This window comes from Coleofasciculus sp. E2-BRE-01, assembly GCF_040221695.1.
In the GTDB taxonomy this organism is placed as follows: Bacteria; Cyanobacteriota; Cyanobacteriia; order Cyanobacteriales; family Coleofasciculaceae; genus Coleofasciculus.
In genome coordinates this window covers 1-14250 of the sequence record NZ_JAVKEA010000056.1, presented here as the reverse complement: position 1 = coordinate 14250, position 14250 = coordinate 1, and the positions used below count along the sequence as shown (strand labels likewise).

Annotated in this window: 15 protein-coding genes; 5 read left to right on the top strand and 10 right to left on the bottom strand. The window is 46.2% G+C overall.

Going from position 1 to position 14250, the window contains the following annotated elements:
* Positions 1 to 135 precede the first annotated feature (135 nt).
* From RIG66_RS06315 to RIG66_RS06295, 5 genes are all read right to left on the bottom strand, one after another.
* A complete protein-coding gene (locus RIG66_RS06315) occupies positions 136 to 732 on the bottom strand; it encodes a MerR family DNA-binding protein (protein ID WP_446376256.1) in 597 nt (198 codons plus the stop codon).
* 171 nt (positions 733 to 903) lie between these two features.
* Positions 904 to 1299 carry an arsenate reductase, glutathione/glutaredoxin type gene (arsC, locus tag RIG66_RS06310; RefSeq protein ID WP_446376260.1) on the bottom strand — a complete coding sequence of 132 codons (396 nt, stop codon included), beginning with the start codon at positions 1297 to 1299 and terminating at the stop codon, positions 904 to 906.
* A gap of 137 nt (positions 1300 to 1436) precedes the next feature.
* Positions 1437 to 2585 (bottom strand): ACR3 family arsenite efflux transporter, encoded by a 1149-nt coding sequence (arsB, locus tag RIG66_RS06305; protein WP_446376254.1) that lies wholly within the window; start codon positions 2583 to 2585, stop codon positions 1437 to 1439.
* Between the two features lie 30 nt (positions 2586 to 2615).
* Positions 2616 to 3644 carry a PstS family phosphate ABC transporter substrate-binding protein gene (locus RIG66_RS06300; protein ID WP_446376252.1) on the bottom strand — a complete coding sequence of 343 codons (1029 nt, stop codon included), beginning with the start codon at positions 3642 to 3644 and terminating at the stop codon, positions 2616 to 2618.
* A gap of 237 nt (positions 3645 to 3881) precedes the next feature.
* The gene (locus RIG66_RS06295) at positions 3882 to 4226 is read right to left on the bottom strand and encodes an ArsR/SmtB family transcription factor (protein ID WP_446376250.1); all 345 of its coding nucleotides are present in this window, start codon (positions 4224 to 4226) and stop codon (positions 3882 to 3884) included.
* Positions 4227 to 4461: 235 nt separating this feature from the next.
* On the opposite strand from RIG66_RS06295, the gene RIG66_RS06290 reads away from it, so the two are divergent.
* On the top strand, positions 4462 to 5229 hold the full coding sequence (locus RIG66_RS06290; protein ID WP_446376248.1) for a Uma2 family endonuclease: 768 nt from the start codon (positions 4462 to 4464) through the stop codon (positions 5227 to 5229).
* A gap of 162 nt (positions 5230 to 5391) precedes the next feature.
* Here the strand turns inward: RIG66_RS06290 and arsM are convergent, their stop codons facing one another.
* The gene (arsM, locus tag RIG66_RS06285) at positions 5392 to 6354 is read right to left on the bottom strand and encodes an arsenosugar biosynthesis arsenite methyltransferase ArsM (protein ID WP_446376246.1); all 963 of its coding nucleotides are present in this window, start codon (positions 6352 to 6354) and stop codon (positions 5392 to 5394) included.
* Between the two features lie 241 nt (positions 6355 to 6595).
* Positions 6596 to 7255: a DUF2834 domain-containing protein gene (locus RIG66_RS06280; protein ID WP_446376244.1), complete on the bottom strand. Its 660-nt coding sequence runs from the start codon at positions 7253 to 7255 to the stop codon at positions 6596 to 6598.
* Positions 7256 to 7509: 254 nt separating this feature from the next.
* Here RIG66_RS06280 and RIG66_RS06275 point away from each other — a divergent pair, with 254 nt between their 5' ends.
* The 4 genes from RIG66_RS06275 (at position 7510) to RIG66_RS06260 (ending at position 11645) form a co-directional block, all read left to right on the top strand.
* Positions 7510 to 7692, top strand: coding sequence for a hypothetical protein (locus RIG66_RS06275; RefSeq protein WP_006097870.1), 183 nt, complete (start codon positions 7510 to 7512; stop codon positions 7690 to 7692).
* Positions 7693 to 7805: 113 nt separating this feature from the next.
* Positions 7806 to 8384: a Uma2 family endonuclease gene (locus RIG66_RS06270; protein ID WP_446376242.1), complete on the top strand. Its 579-nt coding sequence runs from the start codon at positions 7806 to 7808 to the stop codon at positions 8382 to 8384.
* A 139-nt stretch (positions 8385 to 8523) separates the two neighbouring features.
* Positions 8524 to 10680 (top strand): Tex family protein, encoded by a 2157-nt coding sequence (locus tag RIG66_RS06265; protein ID WP_446376258.1) that lies wholly within the window; start codon positions 8524 to 8526, stop codon positions 10678 to 10680.
* Positions 10681 to 10796: 116 nt separating this feature from the next.
* Entirely contained in the window at positions 10797 to 11645 is an 849-nt protein-coding gene (locus RIG66_RS06260; protein WP_446376240.1) for a Uma2 family endonuclease, read from the top strand.
* A gap of 274 nt (positions 11646 to 11919) precedes the next feature.
* On the opposite strand, the gene RIG66_RS06255 is transcribed toward RIG66_RS06260, so the two are convergent.
* The 3 genes from RIG66_RS06255 to RIG66_RS06245 form a co-directional block, all read right to left on the bottom strand.
* Positions 11920 to 12480 (bottom strand): phycobiliprotein lyase, encoded by a 561-nt coding sequence (locus RIG66_RS06255; protein ID WP_446376238.1) that lies wholly within the window; start codon positions 12478 to 12480, stop codon positions 11920 to 11922.
* A 112-nt stretch (positions 12481 to 12592) separates the two neighbouring features.
* Positions 12593 to 13273: a HEAT repeat domain-containing protein gene (locus RIG66_RS06250; protein WP_446376236.1), complete on the bottom strand. Its 681-nt coding sequence runs from the start codon at positions 13271 to 13273 to the stop codon at positions 12593 to 12595.
* A gap of 306 nt (positions 13274 to 13579) precedes the next feature.
* Positions 13580 to 14047 carry a universal stress protein gene (locus RIG66_RS06245; RefSeq protein WP_446376234.1) on the bottom strand — a complete coding sequence of 156 codons (468 nt, stop codon included), beginning with the start codon at positions 14045 to 14047 and terminating at the stop codon, positions 13580 to 13582.
* Between the last annotated feature and the right edge of the window lie 203 nt (positions 14048 to 14250).

The window sequence follows — 14250 nt, the reverse complement described above, 5'->3', positions numbered from 1 at the left end:
ACAGAACCGACTCCTGTGCAAAGGAAAGCTTTAGATTTATTGGGCGTTAGCCTGATTTGTACCCAGTGAACCCGAAAGTCAAATCGCCCTAAGCCGGGATACGCATACAGTGTAGCTATTTGTCAAAGGGGAACTTCAGTTTAAAGACGCGATCGCACTTCGGGCATTTTCCTCTAATTGATGGCATTTTTTACAGCCCGTTCCCAGAATTTCTACTGTCAGCGTATCCATACTTAACACCTCATAAGAATTGGCATCGTGATCAAATAGTCCAGCCTTGTCTTCCCCGTTAGAATCAACATCCTTAAAGACAACACACTGGCGTTCTTCACCCAACCGTTGAGCATTTTCTTGACACTGATTTAGCAAAGGCAAAAGTTCTGCTCGTAGCTGTTGCAATTGCTGGATATTATCTTCAATTTGCTGAACTTTTCTCAGCAATCGCTGATAAACTTCACCACAAGACAGAGAATCGCCATCTTGCAATACCAGTAAATCTTTAATTTCGTCCAGGCTTAAACCTAACCCCTTCGCCCGACTAATAAAGGACAACCGTTCAATATCCTGGTCATCAAACAAGCGATATCCAGCCTCGGTACGTTTCGGACTCGGAATCAATCCAATCCGTTCATAAAAATAAAGGGTTTGGGGATTAAGTCCCAACTTACGCGCCACTTCACCAACTTGAAGCATATTGCCCCAGCTCATATCAGAATCCAGTGCCTTAATCATAAAGCTTATACCTAGGTATAAGGTCAAGCCCTAGTCAGAGAATATAAATAGCTCCCCTCTCCCAAGCTTGGGAGAGGGGTTGGGGGTGAGGGCGCTAAGTTCGTAGTAGCCACTTTAGTGCCAGAAGCGCTTTAGCGCTTACTACAAACTCTAAATTCAGTGCCATTTAACTTAACTCAATGCATCAATTAACTGAACAACTCGCTCTTTAATTTCATCTCGTACTCGCCGAAACGTCTCTATCGGTTCACCCGCCGGATCATCCAATTGCCAATCCTGAAACACCTCCCGCAATATCCAAGGTTCAGGCAAATTTACCCCACACCCACACAAAGAAATCACAGCATTATAATCTTCAGCCTTAAAATCACTCAACGGCTGAGACACTTGATCACTAATATCAATCCCAACTTCCGACATCACCTTAACCGCCGTAGGATTCACCTCAGACGCCTCCAACCCCGAACTCGTCACCGCTACTTTACCCTCTCCTAACGTGCGAGCAAATCCTTCTGCCATTTGGGAACGACAGGAATTTTGCTTACACACAAACATAATCGATTTCATCACAATAACCTCTTCCTTCTCCAACCCAATAAAACTTCCAAATCAATACCGCAAACCCCCTCTGCGAACCTCTGCGCCAACCTCTGCGTCCTCTGCGTTAAAAAAACATAACTCTCCAACCCCCTTAATCCCCCCACTCAACGCGCAAGACAACGCGGATCACGCAACGTTGCCTTCTCCGGTTCCCGTGGAAACCACATCGCCGTTCGCTTACAAAATTCCACCAACATCAACATTACAGGCACTTCAATTAACACCCCAACAACCGTCGCCAACGCCGCCCCCGAATTCAAGCCAAACAGCATCACCGCCGTCGCAATTGCCACTTCAAAATGATTACTCGCGCCGATTAACGCTGCCGGAGCCGCATCTTCATACGCCAAATTCAACTTCAACGCCGCCACATAAGCGATAAAGAAAATGAAATTCGTCTGAATAAACAACGGCACAGCAATCAGCAAAATATGCAGCGGATTATTAATAATCAATTCTCCTTTAAACGCAAATAACAGAACCAGTGTAATTAAAAGCGCCGCAATCGAAATCGGACTCAGGTATTTAATAAATCGCCGTTCAAACCACTCTTTGCCCTTATGTTTAAAAATCCAATACCGACTATACATCCCCGCCGCCAACGGCAACCCCACATAAATCAGTACCGATAACACAATCGTTTGCCAGGGAACCGTTAAATTATTCGCCGCTAATAACCATCGTCCTAAGGGAGCATACAGAAACAACATCACCAACGAATTCACCGCCACCATCACCAAGGTATGCCCTTGATTACTGTAAGACAGATACCCCCACATCAAAACCATCGCCGTACAAGGAGCAATCCCTAATAAAATTGCCCCAGCGATGTAAGAATTTGCCAAAGTAACCTCCGCCCCGCGAATAATCTCCGTTTGCGATAGCAAAGGCTGAAACAGCCAACCCAGGAAAAACTGGGCAAAAACCACCATCGTGAACGGTTTAATTAACCAATTCACCACCATGGTTAAAATCACGGGTTTCGGCGCACGCACTGCCTGAGTTGCTTGGGTGAAATCAATTTTCACCATAATCGGATACATCATGAAAAACAGGCAGATGGCGATAGGAATAGATACCTGATAAACACTCATGGCATCCAGTGTCACCGCTACACCGGGAAATAATTTACCCAGGGCGATACCCGCAAGAATGCAGAGTACCACCCAAACGGTGAGATATTTTTCAAAGACACTGAGTTGACCCCCAACTTGGGGTGGCGATGTTGTGGCGTTAGATGAATTAGTACTCATAGGAATGACTCAAAATGCAACCGTTAATGGTTAAAACTTTTTCTGTTTGCGTAACAACTCACCAAGGGTGAGATTAAATTCAGCGTTGCCGTCAAAGACAGTGCCTACCTTGTTTTGAAAGAAATGCACGTTAGCTAGGTGATACCCCTCGTCTGGTAGCGGTATATAGCCAACCGAACTAACAATTTCTGGGGCGTTCTCCAGGTAAAACGCCACAAATTCTCCTAACGCTGGGTTTTTCTGGGCAGCCGCCGCGTTAACGTAGATAAACAACGGTCGAGTTAGGGGTTGATAGGTTGCATCCTCAACGGTTTGACGTGAGGGCAAGACAGCCCCCTTGCCACTATCGACCGCGATCGCTTTTAATGTATCTTGATTGGTTTCGTAATAGGCTAAACCAAAATAGCCCAATGCATTGGGGTCTTGATTCACTCCCTGTGCCAGAATTTCATCATCCTCACTGGCAGTATAATCGCTACGACTTGACCCCGCTTCACCGACGATGGCTTCGGTAAAGTAATCAAACGTACCAGAATCTGTCCCCGGACCATATAAAATTAACGGTTTCTGGGGAAAAGACTCCCGTACTTGATTCCATTGGGTGATTTGGCGTTGGGCTTCGGGTGCCCAGATTTTTTTCAACTCTGCTACCGTGAGACTCTCTACCCAATCATTTTCGGGATTCACCACGACAGTAATCGCATCAAAGGCAACGGGAAGTTCAATATAAGCCACCCCTGCTTGTTTGCAGGCTGCCATCTCATCGGCTTGAATCGGGCGAGAGGCATCATTAATATCGGTTTCGCCAGCACAGAACTTTTCAAACCCACCCCCTGTACCCGAAAAGCCCACGGTGACGTTGACGGGCGCTTTTGTCATGGCATTAAATGTCTCCGCAACAGTCTTCGTAATCGGATACACCGTACTCGAACCATCAATTTCAATCGGTTGGGGCGACTGCGACTGGACTTGGGAACAGGCGCCCAAGAGTGCCGTAACTATTGCGATTAGCGGCAATTTCGTCCATGGCAGGATTTGTGGTCTGGGGATAACCTTCATTGAACTCGACCCCCTTCTAGAACTATGGGATTACTTTTATCATTTCAAAAAAAATTGATTTGTCAAGCCCTTATATTCCAGATTGAGGCGATGTCGTGCAGTAGCCACGACTCCAGAGGCAGGAGACAGAGGGCAGAAGGCTGATTATAGCGATACTCCAAAAAAAGTTGATACCAGACAATTGTAGAGACGCGCCATGCTACGTCTCTACACCCCTACGCCCTTGAACCCCAGGTATTACTCCGCACAGGGACGACCAGGTAAAATGGGGCTAAAGCGGCGGTATTCTGCCAAATATTGTTCTAACAGCACAAACTGAGGCAAATTCAGGCTGTAATAAACCCAACGCCCTTGCTGACGGGCGCGAACCAAGCTAGCTTCTTTGAGAGTTTTCAAGTGAAACGATAACTTCGACTGACTTACCTCCAGCATTTCGCAGAGTTCACACACACACAATTCCTGTTCTCGCAACAGTTCCAGTAGTTTGATCCGAATTGGGTCAGATAGAGCATGGAAGCTGGAAGTAATCAGGCTCAGATTGGTCGGGGAGGCGGTGACTTGCATCAACTTTTCTTGAAACATCTCCTTAATTGTAGCTGGGGTGTAAGGTAGAGACGTGGCGGTTGCTATATAGTGACGCGGCTTACGCTGGAAAACCGTAGGGGCGCACGGCGCATTGGTGTCAACTTAAGGTAAAAAAAGAGACTCCTAGGCGTGGAACGATGGCGAGCGGGGGAAGCAGGGGGAGCAGGAACACTTCAGACAATCGCGTCTATCCTAGAATTAATAGTCATTCTCCAGTTGAGAGTAATCACAGATGGTACAATTTGAACCACTTTCCCGTCTACCCACGAGCCAAGAACTACCCTGCTCCGATGATACCCCTGTGGATAATGAACTCCAAAACCTAATTCCCAACTTACTTCTTTCTATTTTGGCGTTCATCTGGCAAGACCGCCAAGATTGGTTTTTGGGCGTAGATATGGGCATCTACTACCTCTACGAAAACAAACGCCAACCTGCACTCGTACCCGACGGTTTTTTGAGTATCGGTGTACCGAGGCGCTCAAGCGAATCAGGACGACTCAGCTATGTCTTATGGGAAGAAAACAATATTCCTCCTATTCTGGCAATAGAAATTGTCTCCAAAAAATACAACGATGAATATGGAGATAAAAAAGACAAATATACTCAGTTGGGAGTGCTTTACTATGTGATTTACAACCCCAGCCACTGGCAAAGAGATGAACATCAACCCTTTGAGGTGTATCGTTTAGAACAGGGAGAATATATTTTACAAACCGGGGAACCCTACTGGATGCCGGAAGTCGGTTTAGGGATTGGTCGAGGTCAAGGAACCTACGTAGATTGGACAAGGGAATGGTTATTTTGGTACGACGAACAAGGTAATCTTTATCCACAACGGGCAGAACAAGAACGTCAACGTGCAGAACAAGAACGTCAACGGGCAGAACAAGCGCTGCAACAAACCGTAACTCGACTCTTCTCCTTAGGTCTAAGCCTAGAACAAATTGCCACAGCTTGTAATCTTTCCGTAGAAGAAGTCAGAGCTATTCTTGAGTGATATTAGAACATTCGTAGTTCGTAGTAAGGGCTTTAGCCTAAACACCTTATGCCACACCAGGAATCAATGGATTAGAACTATGCAGACAAGCCAAAACTGCGTACACAGGTAGATCACCGACTTCTCCAAGAAGTCGGTGATCTTGCTTACTTTACCTCACTTTTAACAGCAACCGCCGCCAGTGTAATGCCAGGTGGAATCAGTAATCAGAATATCCTTAGACATCGCCAGGTTAGCCGCAGTTTTATCACACACCGACGCCGGAACACCTTTTTGCAGAACATGACCCGCGTTATCATCAAAAACGTCTTGGCTTCCACTGTAAATCGCCGTTTTTCCGGTGAAAATGCAAGCACCATCTTCCGGAATCGGCACTTTGAATGCCACAGAATCTAAACTTTCCAGCAGCAACGGCTCATCTAACTTATAACTTTGACAATCCAATAGCCGATAAGGACGCCGCGCCCGGATTTCTACTTGACCAAACCCAACATGAACCAAATGTTGAATATACTCGTTGTATGTTAAAGCACCCGATAAGCACATTGCCCGTAACCGTTCATCTTGGCGTAAATGGTCAGGAATCGGACGGGTGGCGATGGGGTCACTCATAATCAAGCGTCCGCCAATTTTTAGCACCCGATAGGCTTCTTGCAAGGCTTTAGTTAGGTCTGCGGGTTCAAAGATATTAAATAGACAATTTTGAGCAACGACATCAACCGAAGCATCGGGTACAGGTAGGTCAAAGGCATCGCCTTCACGAATGTCGATAAAACTTGGGTCAAACCAAGGATTATCTTGAGCCGCGCTTTCTAGGTTACGTGTCGCCGCTTCCCGCATGGCGGGGACGGGATCAACGGCAATGATATGACCGGGACGTCGGGAAAAATAGGCAAATTGCAGGGCTTCTAAACCACCACCCACGCCCAAATAGAGTACCGTTGGCTCGTTTATCAGTTCCGCCGGATGAACGGTGGTTCCACAACCATAGTTCATTTCCTGCATTTGCTGGGGAATGTTCAGTCCGGGGAGTTGCAGGGGAGAACTCTGCACACAACATAACCCCACTTCCGGGGTTTGGGCGACTTCACTGTAGAATTCTGCGGTTGTTTCTAGATACGTCATAGTGTTTGTCCTTGGTCATTCGTCATTTGTCATTTGTCCTACTCGCGCAAGCGAGAAGCAAGCTACGTTTTTTGTTATAGAACATAGAACAGGGAATCAACACAGTCAAAATGAATGGATATTGACAGAGTTTATCCATTAAACTTGCCCCTACTTACCCGACGCATTTCTGGGCTTGCCAACACCAACATCTTCTAGTGAACTGAAGTTGAATTAATTTTTGCTGAGAATCCGCTAAAGTTTAAGCGGTTGCCATGGCTTCCTCGGTGTCGGGAAGAGGGGGACGCAGACACAGATAAACCAATGACCCAATTAACGGTATCAGGGAAACTGCCCAAAATAGGGTGGGATTATTTATGCCGCGTCGTGCCATATCATCGCCCACCAGTGCCGGGAAAAGCAAGCACAATAGACAAAAGTCCAGGCTCATCACATGGATAAAACGACTGGTTTGCCACTGCTGGATAAAGTTTGCCCAATCGCCGTTGAGGATGCCAAATCCTAGTAATACCAAGGTGCCGAGGGTGAGAACAGCACCTAACCAACGGGAATCGAGAATACCCAGGACGATATTTTTTGAGCCAGGAAATTCAGGATTGGGTTGACGTAAGGCGAGATAGGGGAGTAACGCAAACGCCCCCACACCAAAGGAAACGGTAGCAAACAGCCACGCGGGGATTTTTTGCCCTCGTCCATCAATAAACACGAAGCAGGCGTATGCTAGCGGTAGTATGCCCATGATGTTGAATAGGGCAATAATTAGGGGATTAATCCCATCCCAGTTGCCTGTGGAAAGATTGGTAATCAGGTCAAAGGTGTCGGGTTGCTGGGGAGGCGCAAACAGAAAGGCATAAGCGAGAAAGCTGACCCAGAGTATCCAAAAACCAAGTTGTCTGAGCATAAGTCATGATTGGGAGTGCAAGTCCACCGGGTATCTTGTGCATTATCGCATGAATCGATTGGGGCGGTTGGTTTTGGGTTAATACACCTTTGTCACAAAGCCCCAGCATTCGCCAAGAACTCAAGTTCTTGGCTAAAAGCTAAAGTCCATTAAAATGGACTAAAACTCTTATCCAGTCAGCTCGATTCTGACTTGAGCTTTGAGTTGCTTGAGTTTCAACCCAAGGCTGTTTAACCTACAACACCAACAGAGTTATGCTAACCAGGGAATTCACCGTTCGGCTGAAACTGCAATTATTGCTTTTATGGCAGAAAATTCGACTGTTTGCGCGATATAGACAGGCGTTTTATCTGAAACTGATTTGGCTGGAGTTGCTTTGTTTTCCCAGCCGGGTGTTGGGTAAACGGATCAGTTCGCGATCGCTAACCTGGAAGTGAGCATTCTCTCTGGGGGGGATTCGTTACGCTTGACAGGAGCGAATTAAGATCCCCGACTTGTTCAAGAAGTCGGGGATCTGGTAGTAGTCTAGACGATATGACCACTGATACCTATGACATCCACAACAGCTAAACGCTTCACGCTTGAGGACTATCACCGTTTAGCAGAGTTGGGATTTTTCACCGAAGATGACCGAGTGGAATTAATTCGTGGAGAAATCATGCAGATGGCGGCGAAAGGCACAGCCCATACTAATTGTTGTCGAGATTTACTCGAAGAACTGGCGGGATTGGTGACAGGTCGAGCTAAGTTACAATGTCAAGATCAGATTATTTTGTCATCCAATAGCGAACCAGAACCCGATTTTGCTATTTTACGGAAACGAGCAGATAATTATCGCTTTTCGCTACCCAAAGCTGAGGACGTTTTATTGGTCATAGAAATTGCTGATTCAACGCTAAAGTATGACCGAGAGATTAAACTACCACTCTATGCTGAAGCGGGTATTTCTGATTATTGGCTCTTTAATTTAATCGACAATCACGTAGAAGCCTATAGCCAGCCTTTTCACAAAGGGCAGAATAGTTTTGGATACGGTTTAAGACAAATTATATTGCCGGATCAGACAAGAGAGTTGCCCTATTTTGCCGATTTGGTTCTCGATTTATCCAAACTTTTCCCAATGATTTAAGGTATAATGTTAACTCTAAGTCAGTCAACTCAACTAGATGAAGTTATGTAAAGAGTTATCCAACCCTTACAGAAACATAGCTTATATTGGCGCTTCGTGAGGATGACGAATGACAAATGACAAATGACAAATGACGAATATGCTGAATATTCCCTCCGTCCTAGCACAAGAGCTTTCCCTCTCCGCCAATCAGGTGGAAAATACCCTGTCTCTTTTAGCTGAGGGCGCCACGATTCCCTTTATTTCCCGGTATCGGAAAGAACGAACCGATTCTCTGGATGAAGTCCAAATTCGCGCGATCGCAGAACGCTACGCCTACCTGAGTGAACTCGAAGAACGCAAAGCCACGATTCTGGAGGCGATCGCGTCTCAAGGGAAACTGACGGATGAACTGAAGGCGAAAATTGAGTCCTGTTTCCAGAAAAATGAGTTAGAAGACCTTTACCTCCCTTATCGCCCCAAGCGTCGCACTAGAGCTACCGTTGCGCGGGAAAAAGGATTAGAACCCCTGGCTGAATTTATTAAATCCCTGAATACTCCCACCGCCAAACCCGTCTCCTTAGAAGCAGAAGCCACCAATTATATTGATGAAGAAAAGGGCATCAAAACCGCCGCCGATGCGCTGAAAGGGGCGTCTGATATCTTAGCCGAAGAAATCGCCGAAACTGCCGAATTCCGGGCATACCTGCGCGACTATTTAATGAAAAATGGGCGATTTGTCTCCAAGATTAAAGACGATTATCCTGAAGGTAGTACCAAATATGAAATGTACCGCAATTTCCAAATCAAGGCAAAGGATATTGCGCCGCATAATATGTTGGCATTATTTCGGGGAGAGAGTGAGGGAATTTTAAGCCTGAATCTGGAGTTTGATCAAGAGTTTGTCCAGTCTTATTTAGAATCAGAAACGATTCGCACGAAAATTCCAGAGGTGCGGAACTTCTATCGGGATCTGTTGCATGATGGCTTTAACCGTTTGATGAAAAATTCCCTAATTACGGAAGTGCGGGCAGATCGTAAAGCGTATGCTGATTTTGAATCGATTAAAACTTTTGAAGCTAATTTACGAGAACTCCTACTTTCTCCCCCAGCGGGAATGAAACCTACGTTAGCCATTGATCCGGGATTGCGAACCGGGTGTAAAGTGGCGGTATTAAATGAAACGGGGAAGTTTATGGAATACCAAACCATTTTTCCCCATACTGGAAAACCTACCCAAGCGGCTACCACAGTCAAAACCCTGATTGAAAAATACCAGATTGAATTAATCGCGATCGGCAATGGTACAGCATCGCGGGAAACCGATGAGTTTGTCGGAGAAGTAATTAAAACCCTAGATCGGAAACCGATTAGCGTGATTGTAAATGAATCGGGTGCGTCTATCTATTCGGCGAGTGATGTAGCGCGAGAAGAATTTCCGGATCAAGATGTTACCGTGCGCGGGGCGATTAGTATTGGACGCCGTTTACAAGATCCTTTGGCGGAATTGGTGAAAATTGATCCTAAATCCATTGGCGTGGGACAATACCAGCATGATGTGGATCAAAAGTTACTCAGAAAGAAGCTGGATGACACGGTAGAAAGTTGTGTCAACTATGTGGGTGTGGATCTGAATACGGCGTCGAAAGAGTTATTAACCTTTGTGTCTGGTTTAACTCCAACCATTGCCAAAAATATCGTCACCTATCGGAATGAAAATGGCGCATTTCCAAATCGTCGCCGTCTGCTGAAAGTCGCCAAATTAGGACCCAAAGCCTTTGAACAATCCGCCGGATTCCTGAGAATTCGCGGTGGCGATAACCCCTTAGACAATACCGCTGTGCATCCAGAGAGTTATCCAGTCGTGGAAGCGATCGCGAAAGATATTGGGGTTCCCCTGAAACAAATCCCTAAAGCCGCCGATCGGCTCAAATCTATTGATTTAAAGAAATATGTGACGGATACCGTTGGCTTACCCACCCTGAAAGACATTATCCGGGAATTAGAAAAGCCGGGACGTGATCCCCGTGCTGAGTTTAAATATGCCACATTTAAGGAAGGCGTGAAGGAAATGTCTGACCTAAAAGTGGGGATGGAATTAGAAGGAATTGTCACGAATGTGGCGAATTTTGGCGCATTTGTAGATATTGGCGTGCATCAGGATGGGTTGGTGCATATTTCCCAACTGGCGGATCGATTTGTGGAAGATCCCAAAGAAATTGTCAAAGTGGGACAAGTTGTAAATGTGCGGGTTCTTTCTGTGGATGAGAAGTTAAAGCGAATTGGTTTATCGATGCGGGCGGCGCAACAGAGGTAAGTCATTTGTCATTTGTCATTTGTCATTCGTCATTTGTCATTCGTCAAAGGAAACTCCGCCTTTGCGATCGCGGACAATCGTTATAATAGGGCAACCCGATCGCAGACGCAATTCCCATGACCCAGAGCCTAGAACCCAATGTTCTACCTCCTCCGTTCCCGGATCATACCCAACTCCCTGAATCCAATGGCGAATTCGTGAAGAACTTCCAGGAGCATCCCCAAAGCCTTATTCTCACCGACTCCCTCGGACCCATTCTCGAAAGAATTCATCCCGACGGGCAATATGCCATTGGACAAGATTGTGGCATCTACTGGCGACAAACAGAACCCCCAGAAAAAGGAGCAGAAGCTCCCGATTGGTTTTATGTCCCCAATGTTCCCCCCAAAATAGACGGTCAAATTCGCCGTTCTTACGTAATTTGGCACGAATTCATTGCGCCCATGATTGCTTTAGAATTTGCCAGTGGCGATGGTTCCGAAGAGCGCGATGCCACACCATTATCCCGTTCATCCCAAGGAGAAAAAACGAAACCGGGTAAGTTTTGGGTTTATGAGCAGATTCTCCGGATTCCTTACTATGGTATTTTTGAAATCAAGACGAACCACTTAGAGGTTTATCACTTCGTTAATGGTTCCTACCGCCCGATGAACCCTAATCAGCGAAACCATTATCCCATTGAACCTTTAGGTATAGAATTGGGATTACTCCAAGGAACCTATCAAAATCAAACTCAAATTTGGTTGCGCTGGTGGGATAGTGAGGGTAATTTGCTCCTAACTGGAAGTGAGAGAGCCGAACAAGAAAGACAACGGGCTGAACAAGCCGAACAAGCCCGAAGAGAAGCTATTCCCAAATTATTCGCTATGGGATTAACCGCCAATCAAATAGCAGAAGCCTTAGGTTTACCGATTGAGCAGGTTAACTCCCTAGTACAAGAAAGCAGAAATAACACCAACAGCTAACATCTTCCCCAGCTTCACTGTATATAAATATAAAAAGCTGCTCAATTATTCCCGTCACCCGCACTAGAAACCTGCGTCGGGGCGGGTTTAGTTAAACAAAGGTGAACCCGTTTTAACGGGTTTAAGCTTTTAGCCAGAACTTTAGCTCTAGGCTTCTCCTAACAGGAAGTGAGAGAGCTGAACAATAAAGACAAAGGGCTGAACTCCCTCAGCTCCCCCAGCTCCCTCAGCTCCCCCAGCTCCCCCAGCTCCCACCACAACACTTATTCCTCGATTAACTCTTCGCCGCCGCATCTTGTGATTCTTGCGGGGGTTTAGTTACGCCCATGCGAATTTCTGAAGACATAGACGCCATGCTAAAGCCGCCAAATCGCTTCAAAATGCTTGTCCGTAGCCGTAAGTTAGGACTGGCAAACCACAAACGCTCCTCAGAATACATGGTTTCGTAGTCGGTAATTAAGGTCAGCGCCTGATCATCTCCCATAATATAGCGACCCGCTACCGGGGCTTTCTCCGCATAGCCCATTTCCCGCAATAGCTTCCCTTCATTGGGCTTATCGGGGTCAGCAACTGGCACCAGCACCGTTGAACCTTGATGCTTTTCTTCATCCCAGTCCATTGTGCCATCCCACGTCACTCTGGCACCACAGATCGCTGAATCTGGATCAACCTCATACTGTTGGCATAGCTGAACCACTTCTGGCGCATCAGCCGCGATCATTTCAATCGTAATATCAGATTTACCATTTTCAGCTTGCTTAAATGCCAGATGGTGACTGGTACGCTGCGAAAACCATCGACCAGCACTCTGCTCAAAAAATTCTTTTATATCCATGAAGTCAGACGTTTCACGTTAACAAAGCTTTAATTGATTTTATCGTTCTCCTGGCTTGTTTATGGTTCATTATTGATTGTTCATGACTTCCAGTAAAGCCATGGGCAGAGGTTTAGGCTGGCTTTGTCGCCTCTTGCAGGCGGTTCAGGGAGATAGATGCAGCTTGGGCAACTTGGGAATGGCTGTCTTTTGCCAAGAATTTTAACGCCGACTGGCTTTTGTCCGTGGGTAGGTTCCCCAAGGCTTCGGCTAATCGTTGGCGCACTAACCAATCGGGGGATTGGGCAAAGCGCAGGATATCGTCCACGGCTTCGATGGCTTTAATTTCACCCAATGCGGAGATAGCCGCCTGTTGCACCACGATTTCTTCACTATCGAGTGCCTGAGTGAGAACTTGACGGGCGCGGGGATCTTTTATATTGCCTAATGCGACAGCCGCGCTGAACCGGACTAACCATTGTGTATCTTCATAGAATGTCCGGACTAACGATTCAAAAGCTCTGGCATCTTCTAGATATCCTAAGGCTCCGGCGGCATCAGCGCGAATGCCATAATCGGGGTCAGTTTCAAGTAATTTCACCAAAATGGGGTAGCATTCGTCTGTCTGTTTTACCCCCAAGGCAAAGACAGCCATCGATCGCACTTGTAAACTCGGATCATCTAAAACCTTCTTGATTAAAGGCACAGCCTCCTCTGCTGGCACGTTACGGAGGTGAGCTAACGCCACCATGCGATCGCGGGAGTTGGCACTATCTAGCTGATCTGAAATTTGCGCTAAGTTAGGATAATCCATCCGCTTCCCCTTATCGTTAAGAAATGTTACATACATTATAGAAAATTGCAGGCTCTTTGGTACTTGTGGTGGAAACTCTAGTTTTTAGGGAACAGGAACAGGGAACAGGGAACAGGGAACAGGGAACAGGGAACAAGAAAATCCTTATCCAGCAAGCCTTTGACCAAATTCAATAACTGTTGTAGAGACGTTGCATGCAACGTCTCTACCAAATGATGCGTCCTAACCGCTATGGCGATTGCTATACCTTTAGTCTACTGTGTCCTAACCGCCTTGGCGGTTGCTATAGCATTACCCTATTACCCCTCAACGGAGTAACAACACTGGACAAGGAGACAACCGCACCACTTGTTCAGCGACAGAACCCATTAAAACCCGCTTGACACCTGTGTGTCCGTGGGTAGGCATAACAATTAATTCAATTCCTTTTTCTTTGGCATAGTCCACAATTTCATGACTAGGAGTTCCAATCGAAACCTGATGCTGTACCCCTGCATACCCCAGTTCACTCAGCTTGTTTTTCAGAAAAGATTGAGCGTTGTTTTGTCGAGATTCTGAGGTAACCGTTTTCCATATTGTACCGGGATCGACTGCACTCAGAGGCAGTAGAACGTGGATGACATGCAAATGAGATATGTCCTCGACAAACTCTAAAGCCGGAGCCAGTGCTGTAAAGGATATATCCGAGAAATCAGTCGGTACAAGCACATCGTTCTTTTTTAGCCAGCTCATAATTAGGGCTTGCTGCACAAAGCCAAAACCCTTAGCTATCAATGCTTAGAACCCTATGAACTGTTGTCCAAATACAAGGAAATCTGGTAAAATCCCTTCATATCCTTGCACCCCCGATCAGGTAGATGTACCGAAAAGTAGACTCAGTGCCTACGGAGCCAGAAAACTTTCAACTCCCCTTTGAGGAAAAGTTATCACGCATATTACCGTTGGGTAATCATGTCGAAGTTGATACCTTGGGAAGA

What these genes read in the sequence shown, in the direction of transcription:
- RIG66_RS06315 (WP_446376256.1), bottom strand. Translation starts at nt 732, where the DNA reads ATGATTAAGGCACTGGATTCTGATATGAGCTGGGGCAATATGCTTCAA.
- arsC (WP_446376260.1), bottom strand. Translation starts at nt 1,299, where the DNA reads ATGAAATCGATTATGTTTGTGTGTAAGCAAAATTCCTGTCGTTCCCAA.
- arsB (WP_446376254.1), bottom strand. Translation starts at nt 2,585, where the DNA reads ATGAGTACTAATTCATCTAACGCCACAACATCGCCACCCCAAGTTGGG.
- RIG66_RS06300 (WP_446376252.1), bottom strand. Translation starts at nt 3,644, where the DNA reads ATGAAGGTTATCCCCAGACCACAAATCCTGCCATGGACGAAATTGCCG.
- RIG66_RS06295 (WP_446376250.1), bottom strand. Translation starts at nt 4,226, where the DNA reads ATGTTTCAAGAAAAGTTGATGCAAGTCACCGCCTCCCCGACCAATCTG.
- RIG66_RS06290 (WP_446376248.1), top strand. Translation starts at nt 4,462, where the DNA reads ATGGTACAATTTGAACCACTTTCCCGTCTACCCACGAGCCAAGAACTA.
- arsM (WP_446376246.1), bottom strand. Translation starts at nt 6,354, where the DNA reads ATGACGTATCTAGAAACAACCGCAGAATTCTACAGTGAAGTCGCCCAA.
- RIG66_RS06280 (WP_446376244.1), bottom strand. Translation starts at nt 7,255, where the DNA reads ATGCTCAGACAACTTGGTTTTTGGATACTCTGGGTCAGCTTTCTCGCT.
- RIG66_RS06275 (WP_006097870.1), top strand. Translation starts at nt 7,510, where the DNA reads ATGCTAACCAGGGAATTCACCGTTCGGCTGAAACTGCAATTATTGCTT.
- RIG66_RS06270 (WP_446376242.1), top strand. Translation starts at nt 7,806, where the DNA reads ATGACATCCACAACAGCTAAACGCTTCACGCTTGAGGACTATCACCGT.
- RIG66_RS06265 (WP_446376258.1), top strand. Translation starts at nt 8,524, where the DNA reads ATGCTGAATATTCCCTCCGTCCTAGCACAAGAGCTTTCCCTCTCCGCC.
- RIG66_RS06260 (WP_446376240.1), top strand. Translation starts at nt 10,797, where the DNA reads ATGACCCAGAGCCTAGAACCCAATGTTCTACCTCCTCCGTTCCCGGAT.
- RIG66_RS06255 (WP_446376238.1), bottom strand. Translation starts at nt 12,480, where the DNA reads ATGGATATAAAAGAATTTTTTGAGCAGAGTGCTGGTCGATGGTTTTCG.
- RIG66_RS06250 (WP_446376236.1), bottom strand. Translation starts at nt 13,273, where the DNA reads ATGGATTATCCTAACTTAGCGCAAATTTCAGATCAGCTAGATAGTGCC.